Below are 19,850 nucleotides of genomic sequence, written 5' to 3'. Positions count from 1 at the left end.
TCAGTTCATGCCTTCAATGACCGAAAGGTGATGGCCGGCCCGCCGGTCGAGCAGTTCCGCGACGATTTCGGAAATATGAGGCAGCCCTTCCAGCGTCAGATGCGCATTGCTCTGCGATGGGCGGGGCCGGCCCGGCAAAACCTGCAGCGCATCGGCAAACCGCTGGGCATCCTCGGCTTCCTCAGGCAAAAGCATCTCGATGAGGCCGAGTTCGGCTGCGCGCCGTGCCCGGATCAGCTGTTCCTCGCGCGGCGTGACGCGCGGCACGATCAGCGCCGGCTTGTCGAAAGACAGTATCTCGCAATAGGTGTTGTAGCCGCCCATCGCCACCACCGCCTTGGCGCCGGCAATCAGCTCTTCCATGCGGTTGTCGAATTCGATGATCTTGACGTAGGGGATCTTGGCCCCTTTCCTGACCAGCTTGTTGCGCTTGCGCGCCGGCATGTAGGGCCCAAGGACGATCAGCGCCCGGTGCTGCAATAGCGGATCCTGCTGATAGGCCTCGATGACGTTGTGGATCAGGTCGGCGCCGTCACCGCCGCCACCGGTGGTAACCAGGATATAGTCGCCCTCGGGCCGGTGGCCGGGCAACTGGTTCTGCTGCAGGCTCCGTTGCAGGAAACCGACGAACTTCATCTTTGCCCTGACCGCCGGCGGCACCTCCAGGCCGGTCAGCGGATCGTAGAAATCCGGCGGGCCATAGACCCAGACCTTGTCGTAGAACAGGCCGATCTTGCGCATCACATCCCTGCGTGCCCACTCCGCTTCGAGCAAATGCGGCGCGTCCATCACCTCGCGCAGGCCAAGCACGAGCGTGGTGCCCCGCGTCTTGAGGTAGGACAGCGTATCCTCGATCTCTCCGCGCAGCCCCAGCGGTTCCTTGTCGACGATGAAGATATCCGGCCGGAAGCTCTCGGCCGTGTGGCGGATAATCGACTGCCGCATCCTTAGCGTCTCGTGCAGATCGATGTCCTTTTCCAGCGAGGTGTATTCGCCGTTTCGCAGCTTGATGACGCTGGGGATCTTCACGAAGTCGACGCGGGCGCGGTAGTCGAAGGCGCCGGCGATGGTGGCGCCCGAAATGATTAGCACCTGAAGTCCGCGGAAATCCCCGACCAGCGAATGCGCGATCGTTCGGCAGCGCTGCAGATGGCCGAGCCCGAACGTGTCGTGGCTGTACATGAGAATTCGTGCGTCTTTTGCGTGCTGTGTCATTGTGAACGTCTTTTAGAATTCTCGCCGGACCGTGGGCAACCCCGCAGGCTTCGAAACCATTCTCACGGGTCTATCGACCTGTTTTGAAACATGGGGGCGAGAGGTACGCAACGGCATTCTTCACCAGGTCACGAATGCCAGGGGCGCTGATTGTGGCGCCATGCCTTGTCTTCGCCGACGATAGACGGCCCGAGCACAAATCTCTGTCATGAGGCTTGACCCCGTGGAACTAAATGCCCTGCCGCCTGAGGCAGGCAAAGCGCACATTGCGAAAAATCAAGGGCGACCAAGGCGAAACGAGGCTGCCGCACATTGTGAGGAGAACCCGCACCTTGGGAAAATGCTTCATAATCCATCGAAACACAACGGCCGCCAGAGGCCGCACGTTGCGGCCTTTTATCCTGCCATCAGCCTTGGCCTGTGGCAAGCATCCGGTCCTTGCACCGTTCAAGCTGGTGCAATCTCGCGTCATGCCGGCTTCCTCCGTCACGTGGAGGATAGCTCCGCCCTCAATGAGATTTCGCAGGCAGGCGACCCATTCGCCAGATCCGTCACAAAGCTTTGCGTGAACACGCCGGCCGGAACGACGGCTACGCCAACCTTGCCCTTGTGGTGCGCGGCGTCGCCAGCAGCAGACTTGTCTCGCTGCCGGTTATCCCCGGGATGAGCCGTATCCGCCTAAGCACCGCGTCGAAATCGGTGAGCGACGCCGTTCCGAGTTCGACCACCAGGTCCCAGCGGCCATTGGTGGTGTGAATGGTCGAAACCTCGGCGAGGCCGCCGAGCGCCCGGACCACGCGGTCGGCGGCATGGCCCTCGATCTCGATCATCATCACGCCGCGTATCCGCTGGTCGACCGCGTCGGCGCGCAGCACCACCGTGTAGCCGATGATCTCGCCCGTTTTTTCCAGCCGCTCCATGCGCGCCCTGACCGTGGCGCGCGACACCCCGAGATCGACCGCGAGATCGGAGATGCTGCGCCGGGCATCATGCCTGAGCAGCGTGACCAGCCTTTCGTCGAGCAAGTCCATGATTCTATCCACTTTGACCAAACTGACTTATCGGATTGATAAATCATTCTTCTCGAAATGCCAATTTCGCCTGTTCATACTGCCGGGCCGGGATGGTTCATTCCACGCATCAACCGCCCAATCAATTTACAAGGACAACAAGAAACATGCGCTGCAGGATCGTTGGCGCGCCGGTGCAGGACGGCGCCGGCAGGATGGGATGCGAGATGGGGCCAAGCGCGCTGCGCACGGCCGGGCTTGTCTCGGTGCTGTCGGAACTTGGCCACGAGGTCGAGGACTGGGGCGCGGTGCAACCGGCCGCCGTGCGCGCAATCGTCCATGGCAATCTCGCGCTGAAGGCCCTACCGGAGATTTCCGCCTGGACGGCGGCGATAGCCGAGACCGCCTATGCGGCTTCGCGGAACGCCATGCCGATCTTCCTTGGCGGCGACCACGCGATATCGGCCGGCACGGTGTCGGGCATAGCCCGCCGCGCCGCCGAACGCGGCCGGCCGCTCTTCGTGCTGTGGCTCGACGCACATCCCGATTTCCACACGCTCGATACCACCGTCAGCGGCAATCTGCACGGCGTGCCGCTCGCCTATGCCAGCGGCCGGCCGGGCTTCAACGGTTATTTCCCGGACCTGCCTGTCGCCGTCGACCCTGCCCACATCTGCGTCATGGGCCTGCGCAGCGTCGATCCGGCGGAGCGCCGGGCGCTGAGCGAAGCGGGGGTTACCGTGCACGACATGCGCACCATTGACGAGCACGGCGTCGCACCTTTGCTGCGCGCCTTCCTGGCCATCGTCGAAAAGGAAAACGGCCTGCTGCATGTCAGCCTCGACGTCGACTTCCTCGACCCCTCCATCGCGCCGGCCGTCGGCACCACCGTGCCCGGCGGCGCCACCTTCCGCGAGGCGCACCTGGTGATGGAGATGCTGTCCGACAGCGGCCTGGTCTCCAGCCTTGATCTGGTCGAGCTCAACCCGTTCCTCGACGAGCGCGGCCGCACCGCCACGCTGATTGTCGACCTCGCCGCCAGCCTGATGGGCCGGCGCATCATGGACCGCCCGACCCGCAGCCATTCCGGAAGCATTGCATGACCCAGCCTTCCCGCCTTGCCATCGTCCCCTTCGTCAGCGTCGACCGCATGATGAAGCTGGTGCTGACCATCGGCGTCGAGCGGTTCCTCACCGAACTCGCCGCCTATATCGAGGAGGATTTTCGCCGCTGGGAGCTGTTCGACAAGACGCCGCGCATCGCCTCGCACAGCCATGACGGCGTCATCGAACTGATGCCGACCAGCGACGGCCGGCTATACGGCTTCAAATATGTCAACGGCCATCCCAAGAACATGCGCGAGGGGCGCCAGACCGTCACCGCCTTCGGCGTGCTCGCCGATGTCGGCTCCGGCTATCCGATGCTGCTCACCGAAATGACGATCCTGACGGCGCTGCGCACCGCGGCGACCTCCGCTGTCGCGGCCAAATATCTGGCGCCGAAAGGCGCGCGCTCGATGGCCATCATCGGCAATGGCGCCCAGTCCGAATTCCAGGCTGTCGCCTTCAAAGCGCTGCTCGGCATCGACCGGCTGCGGCTCTATGATATCGACCGCTCGGCTTCCGAGAAATGCGCCCGCAACCTCGCCGGCAAAGGCTTTGACATCACCATCTGCGCGACCGGCCAGGATGCTGTGGAAGGCGTCGACATCATCACCACGGTGACCGCCGACAAGCTGTCCGCCACCATTCTGACCGACAACATGGTCGGTTCCGGCGTGCACATCAACGCGGTCGGCGGCGACTGCCCCGGCAAGACGGAACTGCACCGCGACATCCTTTTGCGCTCCGACATCTTCGTCGAGTTCTCGCCGCAGACGCGCATCGAGGGCGAAATCCAGCAGCTCCACGCCGACCATCCGGTGACCGAGTTGTGGCAGGTGATGACCGGCAAGGCGGAAGGCCGCAAGACGGCGGAACAGATCACCTTGTTCGATTCCGTCGGCTTCGCCACCGAGGATTTTTCCGCGCTGCGCTATGTCAGAGACCAGCTTCAGGCCACCGGCCTCTACGAGGAGCTCGACCTGCTCGCCGATCCCGACGAGCCGCGCGACCTCTTCGGCATGCTGCTCAGGGCAGCGCTGCAGCCGGCCGCCGCCTGAGGGACTTCAGCCGCTCAACGGCGCGCAGCTCTCCCGTTCGACGAGCACCGGGGTGAGCACTTCGCGGCGCGAATGCGCCGCAGGCTCGGCAACCCGCTCGAGCAGCAGGCTGACGGCGCGGGTGCCGATCTTCTCGACCGGCTGTGCGATCGTCGTCAGCGGCGGCCAGGTGGTGACGGCATAGGGGATGTCGTCGAAGCCGATCATCGACATGTCGCCGGGGACCCGCAATCCGCGCCCGCGCAGCACTGTCAGCGCGCCCATGGCCATCAGATCGTTGCAGGCAAACAGCGCCGTGATCCCCGGCGCCTGCGCCATCAGCCGCTCCATCGCCATGCGGCCGCCGGCGAAGTGGTAGTCGGAATCCACCACCGAGGCCGGCGGCAGGTCGAGGCCGGCTTCCTGCAGCGCCCTGGCGAAGCCGCGCAGGCGGGCGGGGCTGGAGCTGGAATCGCGCGGGCCGCCGATGACGCCGATCTTCTCGTGACCGAGCCCGGCCAGATAGCGGCCGGCGAGATAGCCGCCATAATCGTGATCGACCAGCACGGAATCGACATTGACCGAATGGATCTCGCGGTCGATCAGCACCGCCGGGACGCCGGGCAGAAGGCTGGAGAACACCCGCGCATGATCGGACGAGCCGGCAAAGATCAGCCCGTCGATCTGCTTGGCCATCAGCACCTGGAGGTAGCGCTCCTCCTTCTCGGCGCTGCCGTCGGAGTTGCACAGGATCACCGTATAGCCGGCAAGGAAGCCGGCATCCTCGATCTGGCGTGCCACGCCGGCGAAGAACGGATTGGAATTGTCCGGCAGCAGCAGGCCGATGGTCTTGGTCTCGCCGCGCCTCAGGCTGCGCGCCAGCGTGTTCGGACTGTAGCGCAAGGCGGCGATGGCCGAATGCACGCGCTCGGCCGTCTCCGGCTCGACATGGCGCGTGCGGTTCATCACATGCGAGACGGTTGCGACCGACACTCCGGCATGGCGCGCGACATCGGCAATCGTCGTCATTTCTTGTCCCCTGACTCGATTAGCCTAATGATTGCGTAACCGGATGTGTCGCACGCTAGAGCGCAGCTTTCGAGTGTCAATGTCCCTTTGAGCAACCTGCTGAGCGGAGCGATCTGCCGCCAAGAAAAAGCCGCAAGGCTGGGTGCTTGGTGGTCGACCTGTTGTCGCAACCGGATAAGGTTCGAGAGCCGGGAACTGCTCAATCGCCAACGATCGGAACAACGATGCGACTTCTCCTTGTCGAGGACGACCCACGCACCGCCGACCATGTCGTCAAGGGCCTGAGCGAAGCCGGGCATGTCTGCGATCTGCTGCGCGACGGGCATGACGCGCTGTTTGCCGCGACACGCGACGCCTATGACGTGATCGTCGTCGACCGCATGCTGCCCGGCCTCGACGGCCTGTCGATGATCAAGGCAGTGCGGGCGGCGGGCGTGCGCACGCCGGCGATCTTTCTGACCTCGGTCGGCGGCGTCGACGACAGGGTTGAAGGGCTCGAGGCAGGCGGCGACGACTATCTCGTCAAGCCATTCGCCTTTTCCGAACTGCTCGCCCGCATCAACGCGCTCGGCCGTCGCCCTGCGGTGCAGGAGCTGAAGACGACGCTGCGCATCGCAGACCTCGAAATGGACCTGATCCAGCGCCGCGTCACCAGGCAGGGCCAGGCGATCGACCTGCAGCCGCGCGAATTCAGCCTGCTCGAAGTGCTGATGCGCGGCGAGGGCCGCGTCATCACCCGCACCATGCTTCTGGAACGGGTCTGGGATTTTCACTTCGACCCCAAGACCAGCGTCGTCGAAACCCATATCAGCCGGCTGCGCGCCAAGATCGACAGGCCGTTCGAAACCGCGTTGATCCACACCGTGCGCAACACTGGCTACAGTGTTCACGACTGAGGCGCGGCATGACAGAAACTTGCCATGACTGAAGCTTGCCATGACTGAAACGCACTATGACTGAGACAGGCTCTCGCCTGCTGCGCAGCACGCCGTTTCGGCTGGCCCTGACCTTCGCCTTGCTGTTCGTGCTCGCCTTCATCCTGTCAGGCGCCATCGTCTACCAGCTGATGAGCGCGGATCTTTCCGAGCAGCTCGACCAGTCGGTCAAGGAGACCTATTCGGTCGTGGCGGTGACCTATGCCGGAAACGACCGGGAGGATCTGGTTTCGGCAGTCGACAGCCACGCCGCGCTCAGCCCGAGCAAGGAACAGCTGTTCTCGCTCACCGATCCCGCCGGCAATCGCCTGGCCGGGAATTTCACCGCCGCCGACCTTCCCGATGGCTTTTCGGATTTTGCCGCTTCCCTGCCAGGCGTTGCGCCGGACACTATGTACCGCGCCTGGACCGGTTCGGTCGGGCCCAACAGCCTGACAATTGCCTTCTCGCTCTCCGAAACCGAGGAGCTGGAACGCATCGTTTTGATGAGCTTCGGCTGGGCCACCCTGATCATTTCAGGGCTGGCGGTGGCTGGCGGCGCCTTGCTGGCGTCGCGTGTGCAGCGTCGCCTCGACGGCATTGCCACCACCATGGACGATGTCTCCAACGGCCGGCTCGACGCCCGCATTCCACTGCTCGGCAATGGCGACGACATTGACGGCGTCTCGCGCCAGGTCAACGCCGCGCTGGAGCGGCTGGCGGCGCTGGTGGACGGCATGCGCCAGGTCAGCGCCGACATCGCGCATGATCTGAAGACGCCGCTCAACCGGCTGCAGATGATTTTGGAAGCTGCGGCCGACAGGACCGCGCGGGGTGAGGCCGTTGCCGATGAGCTGGCGGAGGCACGTGGGGAAAGCCTGCAGATCAACGATACTTTCGATGCGCTGTTGCGTATTGCCCAGATCGAGGCCGGCGCCCGCAAGTCGCGCTTTGTCGATCTCGACCTCACCGGCGTCATCGATGCCATTGCCGAAATCTACGCCGGTGTCGCCGAGGATGACGGCAAGTCGCTGTCGGCCACGATCGTCCACGGCACCCCATGCCTGGTCCACGGCGACCGCGACCTGCTGACGCAATTGTTTGCCAATCTGGTTGAGAACGCGCTGCGGCATTGCCCCGATGGCACGGCAATCCTTCTATCGGTGCGGCGGCAAGGCGACCGCATTCTGGCTGAGGTCGCCGACAATGGCCCCGGCATCCCGGCGCAGGAGCGCGAAAAAGTGTTCCAGCGGCTCTACCGGCTGGACTCCAGCCGCACCACGCCCGGCAGCGGCCTGGGCCTCAGCCTTGTGCGGGCCATCGCCGACCTGCATGGTGCAACGATTGCGCTGGAGGATCGCCGGCCTGGGCTGGCGGTAATTGTCGGGTTTCCTCGGGCGGAGGGCACCGGTCCCGGCTTGAAATGACAACGCCAGAGCCAGGTCGACCCCACTCCGTCGAGCGAAGCAGCGACGGAGTGGGGGAAGGCGCTCATGAAACGCCAAGTCGCTGACAACTTTCTCCAAGTTGATGATCGCATCCGACAAAGGCGGTCGCGATTAGCCTTGCACATGTTTCCACCCGGAACGGCTGCGGGTTGATCAAGATGACCGTTGAACCTATCGGCCCACCGCACCCCGGCGAAAATCCGAGGGCGACATCCCTGCCAGCTTGCGGAAGGATTTGTTGAAGGCGCTGAGCGAGCCGAAGCCTGAATCCATGGCGACGCGCAGCACATTGGCGTCTTCATGCATCAGCAGCGCCTGCGCGTAGCTCAGCCGCAGCAGATTCATATATTCGTTGAGCGTCATGCCGGTCGATTTCTTGAAAATGCTCATGGCGTATTTGGGATGGATGTCGGCCGCCGCCGCGATGTCGACGCAGTCTATGTCGTAGAGGAAATTCTCGGCGATGAAGTCGCACATGCGACCGACATTGCGCAACGATTGCTGGTCGAACGGGCCGCCGGGTTCCTGGCCGATGGCGGTTTCCGGCACCAGCCGGTAGGGCTCGAAGCGCACCCGCTCCAACCGCAGCAGCAGCTCGTTCACGGCGTGCTCGGTTATCGCCGCATCGCCCGAGCGGAAATAGCGGTTCCAGCGCTCGAAATTGTGATGGTCGGCCTGGTCGGTCGCCGATGTCACCAGCGTGGCGCCGGTCATCAGCCTGTGGCGGACATCCGTCGGCAGATGCAGGCGGAAGAAATGCACCAGCGGCAGATGCGCGCCGGCATAGATGGCGTCGTCGGAGAGATCGTCCATCTGGTGCGGCAGCCCGCCCCAGAACAGGCACATGTCGCCGGCCGACAGCGAGATCTCGTGCTCGTTCATGCGGTAATGCACGCTGCCGCGGACGATGAAATTGACCTCGACCTGGGCATGCCAGTGCGGCTTCAGCATCACCAGCGGATGGTTGTGAAACATCTGCAAAGCCATCGGCAGGCCTTCGACGCTGCTGGCGCCAGGCTGGTAAAACGGCCGTTCCGGCATCTTACTTTCCGCCCATCTTTTATTCCCGTTGTCAGGGACAAGCCTTCCGCGCCGCCTAGTCTAGCCATGCTCGCGAAGAGAGAGCAAATGAAATGGGAGGATTTCAATGCGCACGACACTGATCTGTGCCGCGCTGGCGCTTGGCCTGGGCTCAACCCCGGCTTTGGCGCAGTCCGGCGAAATCACGATCTGGAGCTGGAATATCGCCGCTTCGTCGCTGAAGGCGACGGTGGCCGGCTTCAACAAACAGCATCCCGACGTCAAGGTCACCGTTCAGGATCTCGGCAACCAGCCGACCTATGACAAGTCGATCGCCGGCTGTGCGGCCGGCGGCGTCGGCCTGCCCGATATCGTCTCGATCGAAAACGGCGAGGCCGAGAACTACTGGAGCCAGTTCCCCGATTGCTTCGTCGATTTGCACACGCTGGGCTACACCGCCGACGACCAGAAGAAATTCCCGGATTTCAAGCGCACCGAATTGGAGGTCGGCGACAAGGCCTATGCCATGCCGTGGGATTCCGGCCCAGTCGCCGCCTTCTACCGCCGCGACTTCTACGAGAAGGCCGGCGTCGATCCGGCCTCGATCAAGACCTGGGACGATTTCATCGCCGCCGGCAAGAAGGTCCAGGCCGCCAATCCCGGCGTCACCATGACCAATGCCGATTTCAACGGCGACACCGAATTCTTCCGCATGATTTCCAACGAACAGGGCTGCGGCTATTTCGCCGCCGATGGGCAGTCGATCACCGTCAACCAGCCGAAATGCGTCGACACGCTGGCCAAGATCAAGGACATGAAGGACGCCGGCATCATCTCGTCGGCCGACTGGGGCACCAAGATCACCAACAACACCGCCGGCACCGTCGCCACCCAGGTCTATGGCGGCTGGTATGAGGGCACCATCCGCACCGAATCCGCCGGCGAAAACGGCAAATGGGGTGTCTATCTGATGCCGAGCCTGACCGCCGACGGCCCGCGCGCCGCCAATCTCGGAGGCTCGTCGCTCGCCATCACCTCAGCCTCGAAGAACAAGGAGGCCGCCTACGCCTATCTGAAATACACGCTCGAGACCAATGAAGGCCAGATCACCATGCTCAGGGATTTCGGCCTGGTGCCGTCACTGATCTCGGCCCTCGACGACCCCTACGTCTCGCAGGGCCTGCCCTATTGGGGCGGCCAGGCAGTGTGGAAGGACATTCTCGCCACGCTGCCCAAGGTGGTGCCGAGCCGCGGCACGCCGTTCCAGAGCGACGCCGAAATCATCATGCGCGCCGTGCAGACCAAATATCTCGGCGGCGGCTATCCCGATGCCATGGCCGCCCTCGACGACGCCGCCAGCCAGATCGCTTCGGCGACGGGACTGCCGATCAAGTGACCAAGGCGGTGATTATGGCGGGCCAGATATAGGGCAATTTGCCGGACCGTTGGCGCTGCCCCTCACCTGCCTGCCGGCATCCTCTCCCCGTATAGTGACGGAGAGGGGGACGCTCTCGCCCAACACTTCGCCAATCGCCGGCGGCGTCCCAACAAGCCCCTTCTCCCCGTCACTATACGGGGAGAAGGTCCCGGCAGGGGGATGAGGGGCGGCGCCAAGCCTTAATAATTGACGCCGGCTAACAACACGCCGGATATCAGCCGGGAAAGAGGAAGGAGGAGGAACTATGCGCTACCAGAACGCCACGGCCTATCGCTTCCTCACGCCCTACCTCCTGATCTTCGCCATCTTCTGGGTGTGGCCGATCATCTCCTCGTTCATGATTTCCTTCCAGGCGACGCGCACGGTGCCCTGGCGCTTTGCGCCGACGTTCAACTGGGGCCGCCTGATCGGCGACCCCGCTTTCTTCAACGCGCTGAAGAACACGCTGCTCATCCTCGTGATCCAGGTGCCGGTGATGATCTCGCTGGCGATCGTCATGGCGGTGCTGCTGAACTCGCCGCTGCTGAAAGCACGTGGCCTCTACCGCTTCGCCTTCTTCGCTCCGGTGGTGGTCGGCGAGGTCGCCTATTCCGCCGTGTTCCGGCTGATGTTCAATCTCGATTTCGGCATCATCAACAAATTGCTCGCCGGCGTCGGCCTGTCCAAGATCGACTGGTTCTCCAACGTCACACCGGCCATGGCGCTGATCATGATCGCGGTGACCTGGCGCTGGGCCGGCTACAACGCCATCATCCTGCTCGCCGGCCTGCAGTCGATCCCCGAGGATGTCTATGAGGCGGCGACGCTCGACCGCGTCAGCAAGCTCAAGCAGTTCTTCTACATAACGCTGCCGCTGCTCAAGCCGGTCATCGTGTTTTGCGCCGTGCTGTCGATCATCGGCACCATGCAGCTTTTCACCGAACCGTTCCTGATCACCGAGCGCGGCGGTCCCGGCGGCGGCACCGAGACGCTCGGCCTCTTGCTTTACCGCCAGGGCTTCCGTTCGCTCAATTTCGGCTATGCCTCGGCCGTCGCCTACACCATGGCGGGCTTGGCAATCGCCATCACGCTGGTGCAGCTGTGGCTGACAAGAGAGCCGAAATGAGTTCGCTGTCGCAACGCCGGCTCGGCCGCAGCGTCCTGCTGCATCTGGTCCTGACGCCGCTGGCGGTGATCTGGCTGTTTCCGCTGTGGATGATGGTGGTGTTTTCGACCATGCCCGACAACGGCATTTTCAGCCCCGGCATCGAGCTTCTGCCGCACGGCAATTTCGTCGACAATTTCAACAATCTGCAGCGTGACACCAATTTCGTCGGCGCCATCGGCATTTCGGTGGCGGTGGCGGTGACCTACACCTTCTTCTCGGTGCTGCTGACCTCGATGGCCGGCTGGGCGCTCGCCCGCTATCAGTTCTTCGGCAAGGGCGCGGTGGTGGCGATCATCCTCGGCACCATCACGCTGCCCTATGCGGTGGTGCTGATCCCGCAATTCATCATGGTGGCGCGCGACTTCCAGCTCGCCAACACCTGGATTGCGCTGATCGTGCCACCCTTGTTCAATTCGCTGGGCGTGCTGTTCATGCGCCAGGCTTTCTCGATGATGCCGGCCGACCTTTTCGACGCGGCACGTGTCGAGGGCGTCAAGGAATGGCGTATCTTCCTGTTCGTCGCTTTGCCGCTGGCGCGGCCGATGCTGGCGGCGCTCGCCATCATCCTGTTCCTCGCCTCGTGGAACAATTATCTCTGGCCGCTTTTGATCAACAGCCAGCCCGGCGCGATGACGGCCCCTGTGGCGCTCGGCACGCTTATCGGCCTGACCAAGGTCTCATGGGGCGGCATCATGGCCGGCGCCGTCATGTTGACCGTACCGATGCTGGTCGTCTTCGTTCTGCTGCAGCGCCATTTCATCGCCGGCATCGCCGCCGGCGCCGTCAAGTAGGGACAACAGCGATATGGCGGCAGTCACCCTCACCAATGTCGTAAAACGCTTCGGCGTCTATGAGATCATCCATGGCGCCAACATCGATATCGCCGATGGCGAGTTCGTCGTCTTTGTCGGCCCGTCGGGTTGTGGAAAATCGACGCTGCTCAGGATGATCGCCGGGCTGGAGGATATCAGCGGCGGCGAGATCGCCATTGGCGGCAAGGTGATGAACGATGTCGAGCCGGCCGAGCGCGGCATCGCCATGGTGTTCCAGTCCTACGCGCTCTACCCGCACATGAGCGTGGAGCAGAACCTGAGCTTTGGCCTCAGGATGACCGGCAACCCCAAGGAGGACACCGAGCGGCGGGTGAAGCGGGCCTCCGAAATCCTGCGCATCACAGAGTTGATGGCGCGGCGGCCCAGGCAATTGTCCGGCGGCCAGCGCCAGCGCGTCGCCATTGGCCGCGCCATCGTGCGCGAGCCGCAAGTCTTCCTGTTCGACGAGCCGTTGAGCAATCTCGACGCCGAGCTGCGCGTCCAGATGCGGGTCGAGATCTCGCGCCTGCACAAGGAACTCGGCACAACGATGATCTATGTCACCCACGACCAGACCGAGGCGATGACGCTGGCCGACCGGATCGTCGTGCTGCGCGGTGGCCATGTCGAGCAGATCGGCCGGCCGCTCGATCTCTACGACAATCCCGACAACCAGTTCGTCGCCGGCTTTGTCGGCTCGCCGAAGATGAATTTCATCAAGGGCCGCGTCGTCGGGCGCAACACGAGCAGCGTCACCGTCGAGCTGGTGGGCGAGGAAAAGACCCGCATTATGCAACCATTGACCGGCGCCGTGCCGCAAACAGGAGCCAAGGTCATTGTCGGCGTGCGGCCCGAACATTTCGGCAATGGCGGCGAAGGCGACGCCGACCTCACTGTCGGCATCGACGTGGTCGAGCATCTCGGCGGCACCAGCTTCATCTATGCCAGGACCGCCCATGGCGAAGACCTGGTGATCCAGCGCGACGCGGCAAAGGTCCCCGACACCCAGGAGATCACCGTGTCCATCCGCAAATCCTATCTGTTCGATGAAAACGGCCAGCGGCTGCGCTGACCTTCCAGCTATGCAAGGAGAATGATCATGACTGCAACCGCGCCCATCCGCTGGGGGATACTTGGGCCCGGCGACATCGCCAAAGCGTTCGCCCGCGGCGTGGCAGGCTCGCGCACCGGCACGATCGTGGCGCTCGGCGCCCGCAATCCCGGCAAGGCAGGCTTGGCCGAGACGTTTCCCGGCGCCCGCATCCTCGACGGTTACGACGCGCTGCTCGCCGACCCCGAGGTCGATGCCGTCTATATCGCCATCCCGCATCCCGGCCATGCCGAATGGGCAATCAAGGCGGCGGAAGCCGGCAAGCATGTGCTGTGCGAAAAGCCGCTGGCGCTGACCGCCTTCGAGGCCGACGCCATGATCCATGCTGCGCGCAAGGCCGGCACCTTCCTCGGCGAAGCGTTCATGTACCGGCTGCACCCGCAGACGGCGAAGCTGGTGGAACTCATCAAGTCGGGCGTCATCGGCGATGTCAGGCTGATGAAGTCGAGCTTCGGCTTCGCCATGCCGGGCTTCATGCCCGAGCACCGGCTCTACGCCAACGATCTCGCCGGCGGCGGCATCCTCGATGTTGGCGGCTATCCCGTCTCGATGGTGCGGCTGATTGCCGGGGCTGCGACTGGAAAACCCTTTGCCGAGCCGGACAAGGTTGTCGGCACCGCCCATCTCGGCAAGTCCGGCGTCGACGAATGGGCCTCGGCGCTGCTGCATTTTCCCGGTGGCATCGTCGCCGAGGTATCCTGCAGCATCTCGCTCAAACAGGACAATGTCCTGCGCATCCTCGGCACCAAGGGCCGCATCGAGGTGCCGGATTTCTGGTTCGCCGGCGGCGGCAACCGCGATGGCGGCCCTGGCCGGATCGATGTAATTCTCGCCGACGACACGCGCGAGACCATCAGCGTCAACGAAACCCGCCATCTCTATTCCTTCGAGGTCGACGCCGCCGGCGAGGCGATCCTGGCCGGCAAACAGGAGTTCGCCTGGCCGGGCATGAGCTGGGCCGACAGTCTCGGCACGCTGCGTGTGCTCGACAAATGGCGCGCTGCCGTAGGGCTCGAATATGAAATCGAAAAGCCGGCTAAGCGAACCAACACCCTTTCGGGCCGGCCGCTGCGCACCGGCGGCACCGCCATCGGCAAGCGCAAGATTCCGGGCCTGTCGAAGCCGGCCTCCGTGGTGGCGCTCGGCTTCGAGGATTTCCGCACCTTCTCGTCGGGCGCAATCCTGCTCGACGCCTTCTTCGAGGCCGGCGGCAATCTGTTCGACACCGGCTACGTCTACGGCGGCGGCTACACCGAAACGCTGCTTGGCCAGTGGCTCAGGAATCGCGGCGTGCGCGAGCAGTCGGTGATCATCGCCAAGGGCGCCCACTCGCCGCTCTGCTATCCCGATGTCATCGGCAAGCAGCTCGCCCAGTCGTTGGACCGGCTGCAGACCGACCATGTCGACCTCTATTTCATGCACCGCGACAACCCGGATGTGCCGGTCGGCGAGTTCGTTGACGCCATGGACGCCGAGGCCAAGGCCGGCCGCATCCGTGGCCCGTTCGGCGGCTCGAACTGGACGATGGCGCGCATGGACGAGGCGATTGCCTATGCCGAGCGCACCGGCAAGCAGAAGCCCGGCGTGCTCTCCAACAATTTCTCGCTGGCCGAGATGCTGGAGCCGATCTGGGCCGGCTGCATCACCTCGTCGACCGACGACTGGAAATCCTGGCTGACGAAAAGGCAGATGCCCAACTTCGCCTGGTCGAGCCAGGGCCGCGGCTTCTTCACCGACCGCGCCGGCCGCGACAAGCAGGACAATGAGGAGCTGGTGCGGGTCTGGTATTCCGAGAAAAATTTCGGCCGCCGCGACCGCGCCATCGAGCTGGCGCAGCGCCTGGGCAAAAGTCCGATCCACATCGCGCTCGCCTATGTGCTGGCGCAGCCCTTTCCGTCGGTGCCGTTGATCGGCCCGCGCACGCTGGACGAGTTGGAGGACAGTTTGAAGGCGCTGGATATCAAGCTGTCGGCGGAGGATGTGGCGTGGCTGGATAGCGGGCCGGAAAGGCGGCGGGCTTAGCAGCTAATCTCCCCCCTTGAGGGGGAGATGTCGCCGAAGGCGACAGAGGGGGTCGCCTCGCGTGGAGCGCTAACCTCCTTCTGCAGCGGCAGGTAGGCCGAGCCCAGTCGAACGACCCCCTCTGGCCTGCCGGCCATCTCCCCCGCAAGGGGGGAGATTAGCAGCTCATGCGTTCCACCTACCGATCGATCCGTGTCGACAAAATAATCGACGACGACGTCCGCTCGACCCCGTCCATCGCCCCGATCTCGTCCAGCAACGCATCCAGATCCCTGATCGACGGCGCGTCGACGATGACGATCATGTCGAAATTGCCGCTCACCGAGTGCAGCGTCCGTACCGGCGGCAGCGCCTGCAGCGCCCGCACCACCTTGTCGGCGAGCTTGGGCGTGACGGTGAGCAGCACATGCGCCCGCACAAGCCCCTGCTCGTAGTCCGGCGCCATCCGCACGCCATAGCCGGTGATGATGCCGCGCTGTTCCAGCCGCTCGATCCGGCTCTGCACTGTCGTGCGCGAAACGCCGAGCTGGCGCGCCAGCTCAGTGGTCGACGCGCGGGCATTGGCGCGCAGCAGGGAAAGCAGTTTTTGTTCGGCGTCACTGAGCATTTCGACGAACCTCGTCGGCGTATCGTTCAAGTGCAGGGTTCATTTCAAACGATCCCACGCTTCCTTTCGACAGGCAAGCTGCGATTCTTGAAGGCATCGCGTCCACCGCGCGGCGGTCTGGGCCAAAGAGTTTTCACGAGGGGCAAGGTCATGAAGAAAATCATCGTCGTCGGCGCCGGCAAGATCGGCTCCACCATTGCAGGCATGCTCGCCGACAGCGGCGACTACCACGTCACCGTTGTCGACCGCGCGGCGGCGCAGTTTGCCGCGGCCGAACTTCCCGCCGGCGTCGAGGGGCTGGAGCTCGATATCGCAGCGCCGGGCGCACTCGAGGCCGCCCTTGCCGGCGCCTTCGCCGTGCTGAGCGCCGCCCCCTTCCATTTGACCACGCGCATCGCCGAAGCGGCCGCCGCCACCGGCGTGCACTATCTCGATTTGACCGAGGATGTCGTCTCGACCCGCCGCGTCAAGGAGCTGGCCAAGTCGGGCAACAGCGCCTTCATTCCGCAATGCGGCCTGGCGCCGGGCTTCATCTCGATCGTCGCCAATGATCTCGCCAGCCGCTTCGACACGCTGGAAAGCGTTCGCATGCGCGTCGGCGCGCTGCCGCAATACCCGTCCAATGCGCTGAACTACAATCTGACCTGGAGCACCGACGGCGTCATCAACGAATATTGCGAACCCTGCGAGGCGATCGTCGAGGGCGAGCTGATCGAGGTGCCGCCGCTGGAGGAGCGCGAAGAGTTCTCGCTCGACGGCGTCACCTATGAGGCCTTCAACACCTCCGGCGGTCTCGGCACGCTGGCCGAGACGCTGAAGGGCAAGGTGCGCACGCTGAACTACCGCACCATCCGCTATCCCGGCCACGCGGCGATCATGAAGGCGCTGCTCAACGATCTCGGCCTGCGCCACCGCCGCGACGTGCTGAAGGACATTTTCGAGAGCGCCCTGCCGGCAACGCTGCAGGACGTGGTCATCGTCTTCGTCACCGTCTCGGGCCGCCGCAATGGCCGCCTGCTGCAGGAAACCTACGCCAACAAGATCTATTCGCAGCGCATTGGCAGCCAGGTGCGCAGCGCAATCCAGATCACCACTGCCTCAGGCATCTGCGCCGTGCTCGACATGCTGGCCGACGGCACCTTGCCGGCGACCGGTTTCGTCAAGCAGGAAGACATCGCGCTGGATGCGTTTCTCGCCAATCGTTTTGGGCGCGCTTATGCGCAGCACGAGATGGTGAGCCGGCTGGCGAGCTGAGCTACTTCACCCTCCCCCTTGTGGGGAGGGTCGGCGCGCAATCGGAGCGAAGCGGAGATGGCGAGACGGGGTGGGGGGTGAGCGCCGACGGTTGGCGAGGACCCCCACCCTGCTCCGCTCCGCGATCGACCCTCCCCACAAGGGGGAGGGTAAAGCGCCCGCTACTTCCGCAGAGCCATCGGTCGTCCGAGCAGAAACCGGATGAAGTTGCCCGCGGTCCGCGGCGCCATGCGGGGCTGCGTCGCCTGTCGTGGCGCGCTTTGCCTTCGCGCTGGCACCTTGGGTTCGACACCCGGTCGGCCCACCGTGAAGGAGGGCCCCGAGACCGGCTTCCCCCTCAACACGTTGGCGGCGTTGTTGTCATGGATGACGATGCACCATTGCGCGCCCTTCGATGCCGCCACGACGGTGTTGAAGCGCGTCGCCATTTTTGCGTGGTGCTCGCTGTAGACGCCGCTCATCGCCGGCGATCTCCTTTCGACCAGCGTGCCGAACGCCGACGTGACATAGTCGTGGTGCGTGTAGCGTCCGCTTGCCGTCTCGAAATTCTGGCCGTCCGGAAAGGCAATGTAGAGCGGCTGCAGGTCCACCACACGCTTTTCGATCTCCCGGCGCGCGTAGTGGTCGACGCGCTCCATGAAGGTCGGCGCCAGCGCGTCGTCGCTGTCGAGCCGCGTTAGCGAGACATACTCGGCATCGCTGTCGTCGTGGACGAAAGCATTGAAGCGATTGTTGTAATCGTCGCCGGCCTCGACAAGGATCGGCCTGACGTCGACACCGGCCACGCAGCTGCACACGGTGCGAATATAGTTCTCGTGCGTATCGGCATCGAACGCCACAAGGACGGTAAAATCCTTCAGCGACTGGCCTTCGAGCGACGACGCGCAATAGGTGTCGAACAACGCCAGGCGCTCGACCAGCCAGACCGGGTCGAGATTGGCGCGGCCCTTTCCGTCCCACTGGCTTGGCTTGAAGCCAGCGGCGATGTTGTAGCGTATGGCGATGTATTTCTTCAGGCCGGTGTCCATGGACCGACACTTAGTACATTCCGCTGATCTGCGACAACCGACGGCTGGGCGGCCACCCTCCCCCTTGTGGGGAGGGTCGGCTCGCGGTCGGAGCGAAGCGGAGATGGCGAGACGGGGTGGGGGTGAGCGCTGACGGTCGGCGAGGACCCCCACCCCGCTCCGCTACGCGGATCGACCCTCCCCACAAGGGGGAGGGTAAGCGCACTTCAAATATGCAGCGCGTGGCCCAGCGCCTTCAGCGCCGCTTCCTGGAAGCCTTCGCCTTGCGTAGGATGCGCATGGATGGTCCCGGCGATATCCTCCAGCCGCGCGCCCATTTCCAGCGCCAGGCCGAACGCCGCCGCCAGTTCTGACACGCCTTGCCCGACCGCCTGGATGCCCAGCACCAGATGGTTGTCCGCGCGCGCCACGACGCGGACGAACCCGTCCTCGCCGAGTTTCGTCATCGCCCGGCCGTTGGCGGCGAAGGGGAACTGGCCGATCTTGATTTCGCCTGAAGCCTTCGCCTCCTCCGGCGTTAGCCCTGCCGTCACCAGCTCCGGATCGGTGAAGCAGACGGCCGGGATCGAGCGCTTGTCCCAGCTGCGCTTGTGGCCGGCGACGATCTCGGCCACCATTTCGCCTTGCGCCATCGCCCGGTGCGCCAGCATCGGCTCGCCGGTGACGTCGCCAATGGCATAGATGCCGCGCATCGAGCTGCGGCACTGGTCGTCGATCTTGATGAACTTGCCGGCCACGTCGAGATCGATCTGATCGAGGCCCCAGCCCTCCGTCACCGGCTTGCGGCCGACCGTGACCAGGATCTTGTCTGCCGCGATTTTGGTGCTCTTGCCGTCCGCGGTCTCGACCAGCAGCGCGTCGCCCTTGACCCCCTTGGCCTTGGCGCCAAGCATCACCTCGACGCCGATCTGGGCCAGCCGTTTCACCACCGGCCGGGTCAGTTCCGCATCATACTGCGCCAGCACGCGCGGCAGCGCCTCGACCACGGTCACCGCGGCGCCCATTTTGGCGAACGCCATGCCGAGTTCCAGCCCGATATAGCCGCCGCCGACCACGGCGAGCTTTTTCGGCACCTCGCCGAGAGCCAGCGCTTCTGTGGATGAAATCACCGGGCCGCCGAACGGCAGGAACGGCAGTTCCACCGTCGCCGAGCCGGTGGCGATCACAACCGTTTCGGCGCGGATGATCTGGGTGCCGGTCTCGGTCTCGACCGCGACGGTCTTGCCGTCGCGGAACGTCGCCCAGCCATAGACGGTCTTGACCTTGGCCTTCTTCAGTAGCCCGGCAACGCCCCCGGTCAGCCGGCTAACAATGCCGTCCTTCCACGCAACCGTCTTGCCGAGATCGAGCACGGGCGCTGCTAGCGAGATGCCGAGCGGACTGCTGCCGCCGGCCATATGCGCGACCTTCTCGAACTCTTCCGCCGCATGGATCATCGCCTTGGACGGGATGCAGCCGACATTGAGACAGGTGCCGCCCGGTTTGCCGGCTTCAACGATCACCGTATCGATGCCGAGCTGGCCGGCACGGATAGCGCAGACGTAGCCGCCGGGCCCGGCGCCGATGACCAGCAGCTTGCAGGAGATTTCTTTCATGGCGTGACCCTTTGATGCGAGGGAATGTTCCGTCGCGATCCTTCGCGCCCCCCTCTGTCC

17 protein-coding genes are annotated in these 19,850 nt (G+C 64.1%); 10 read left to right on the top strand and 7 right to left on the bottom strand.

Annotated elements, in window-relative coordinates:
* Positions 1-1,215, bottom strand: a complete 1,215-nt coding sequence (locus tag NLY42_RS07945; protein ID WP_023754931.1) for a glycosyltransferase family protein — start codon at positions 1,213-1,215, stop codon at positions 1-3.
* 590 nt (positions 1,216-1,805) lie between these two features.
* Entirely contained in the window at positions 1,806-2,246 is a 441-nt protein-coding gene (locus tag NLY42_RS07940) for an Lrp/AsnC family transcriptional regulator (RefSeq protein ID WP_023685065.1), read from the bottom strand.
* 146 nt (positions 2,247-2,392) lie between these two features.
* On the opposite strand from NLY42_RS07940, the gene rocF reads away from it, so the two are divergent.
* A complete protein-coding gene (gene rocF, locus NLY42_RS07935; RefSeq protein ID WP_023754932.1) occupies positions 2,393-3,328 on the top strand; it encodes an arginase in 936 nt (311 codons plus the stop codon).
* The gene (gene ocd / locus NLY42_RS07930; RefSeq protein ID WP_023706788.1) at positions 3,325-4,386 is read left to right on the top strand and encodes an ornithine cyclodeaminase; all 1,062 of its coding nucleotides are present in this window, start codon (positions 3,325-3,327) and stop codon (positions 4,384-4,386) included. Before rocF ends, ocd begins: the two co-directional genes overlap by 4 nt.
* A 6-nt stretch (positions 4,387-4,392) precedes the next feature.
* Here the strand turns inward: ocd and NLY42_RS07925 are convergent, their stop codons facing one another.
* Entirely contained in the window at positions 4,393-5,394 is a 1,002-nt protein-coding gene (locus NLY42_RS07925) for a LacI family DNA-binding transcriptional regulator (protein WP_023754933.1), read from the bottom strand.
* A gap of 224 nt (positions 5,395-5,618) precedes the next feature.
* Between NLY42_RS07925 and NLY42_RS07920 the strand changes: the two genes are divergently transcribed.
* Entirely contained in the window at positions 5,619-6,290 is a 672-nt protein-coding gene (locus NLY42_RS07920) for a winged helix-turn-helix domain-containing protein (RefSeq protein WP_023754934.1), read from the top strand.
* A 56-nt stretch (positions 6,291-6,346) separates the two neighbouring features.
* Entirely contained in the window at positions 6,347-7,735 is a 1,389-nt protein-coding gene (locus NLY42_RS07915; RefSeq protein ID WP_023756570.1) for a HAMP domain-containing sensor histidine kinase, read from the top strand.
* Positions 7,736-7,927: 192 nt separating this feature from the next.
* Here the strand turns inward: NLY42_RS07915 and NLY42_RS07910 are convergent, their stop codons facing one another.
* Positions 7,928-8,797, bottom strand: coding sequence for a helix-turn-helix domain-containing protein (locus NLY42_RS07910; RefSeq protein WP_023672161.1), 870 nt, complete (start codon positions 8,795-8,797; stop codon positions 7,928-7,930).
* Between the two features lie 106 nt (positions 8,798-8,903).
* Between NLY42_RS07910 and NLY42_RS07905 the strand changes: the two genes are divergently transcribed.
* The 5 genes from NLY42_RS07905 to NLY42_RS07885 all read left to right on the top strand — a co-directional run bounded on the left by NLY42_RS07905 (position 8,904) and on the right by NLY42_RS07885 (position 15,306).
* Complete coding sequence (locus tag NLY42_RS07905; RefSeq protein ID WP_023754935.1) at positions 8,904-10,172, top strand: ABC transporter substrate-binding protein; 1,269 nt, start codon at positions 8,904-8,906, stop codon at positions 10,170-10,172.
* Positions 10,173-10,458: 286 nt separating this feature from the next.
* Complete coding sequence (locus NLY42_RS07900; RefSeq protein ID WP_023745911.1) at positions 10,459-11,319, top strand: carbohydrate ABC transporter permease; 861 nt, start codon at positions 10,459-10,461, stop codon at positions 11,317-11,319.
* Entirely contained in the window at positions 11,316-12,152 is an 837-nt protein-coding gene (locus NLY42_RS07895) for a carbohydrate ABC transporter permease (protein ID WP_023672164.1), read from the top strand. The genes NLY42_RS07900 and NLY42_RS07895 overlap by 4 nt, the downstream gene beginning before the upstream one ends.
* Before the next feature lie 13 nt (positions 12,153-12,165).
* Complete coding sequence (locus NLY42_RS07890) at positions 12,166-13,245, top strand: ABC transporter ATP-binding protein (protein WP_023726711.1); 1,080 nt, start codon at positions 12,166-12,168, stop codon at positions 13,243-13,245.
* Positions 13,246-13,272: 27 nt separating this feature from the next.
* Positions 13,273-15,306 (top strand): aldo/keto reductase, encoded by a 2,034-nt coding sequence (locus NLY42_RS07885; RefSeq protein WP_023740153.1) that lies wholly within the window; start codon positions 13,273-13,275, stop codon positions 15,304-15,306.
* 178 nt (positions 15,307-15,484) lie between these two features.
* Here NLY42_RS07885 and NLY42_RS07880 read toward each other — a convergent pair whose 3' ends face one another.
* Positions 15,485-15,913 carry an Lrp/AsnC family transcriptional regulator gene (locus NLY42_RS07880; protein WP_023672167.1) on the bottom strand — a complete coding sequence of 143 codons (429 nt, stop codon included), beginning with the start codon at positions 15,911-15,913 and terminating at the stop codon, positions 15,485-15,487.
* Between the two features lie 150 nt (positions 15,914-16,063).
* On the opposite strand from NLY42_RS07880, the gene NLY42_RS07875 reads away from it, so the two are divergent.
* The gene (locus tag NLY42_RS07875) at positions 16,064-17,167 is read left to right on the top strand and encodes a saccharopine dehydrogenase family protein (RefSeq protein WP_023754936.1); all 1,104 of its coding nucleotides are present in this window, start codon (positions 16,064-16,066) and stop codon (positions 17,165-17,167) included.
* Between the two features lie 161 nt (positions 17,168-17,328).
* Here the strand turns inward: NLY42_RS07875 and NLY42_RS07870 are convergent, their stop codons facing one another.
* Positions 17,329-18,195 carry a glycosyltransferase gene (locus NLY42_RS07870; RefSeq protein WP_023702534.1) on the bottom strand — a complete coding sequence of 289 codons (867 nt, stop codon included), beginning with the start codon at positions 18,193-18,195 and terminating at the stop codon, positions 17,329-17,331.
* A 206-nt stretch (positions 18,196-18,401) separates the two neighbouring features.
* Positions 18,402-19,790 carry a dihydrolipoyl dehydrogenase gene (gene lpdA / locus NLY42_RS07865; protein ID WP_023754588.1) on the bottom strand — a complete coding sequence of 463 codons (1,389 nt, stop codon included), beginning with the start codon at positions 19,788-19,790 and terminating at the stop codon, positions 18,402-18,404.
* Positions 19,791-19,850: the final 60 nt, after the last annotated feature.

The sequence above is a fragment of the Mesorhizobium sp. C372A genome (genome assembly GCF_030323245.1).
Classification (GTDB): Bacteria; Pseudomonadota; Alphaproteobacteria; order Rhizobiales; family Rhizobiaceae; genus Mesorhizobium.
Note: the sequence above shows the minus strand (reverse complement) of the source record. Positions and strands in the feature narration are given on the sequence as shown.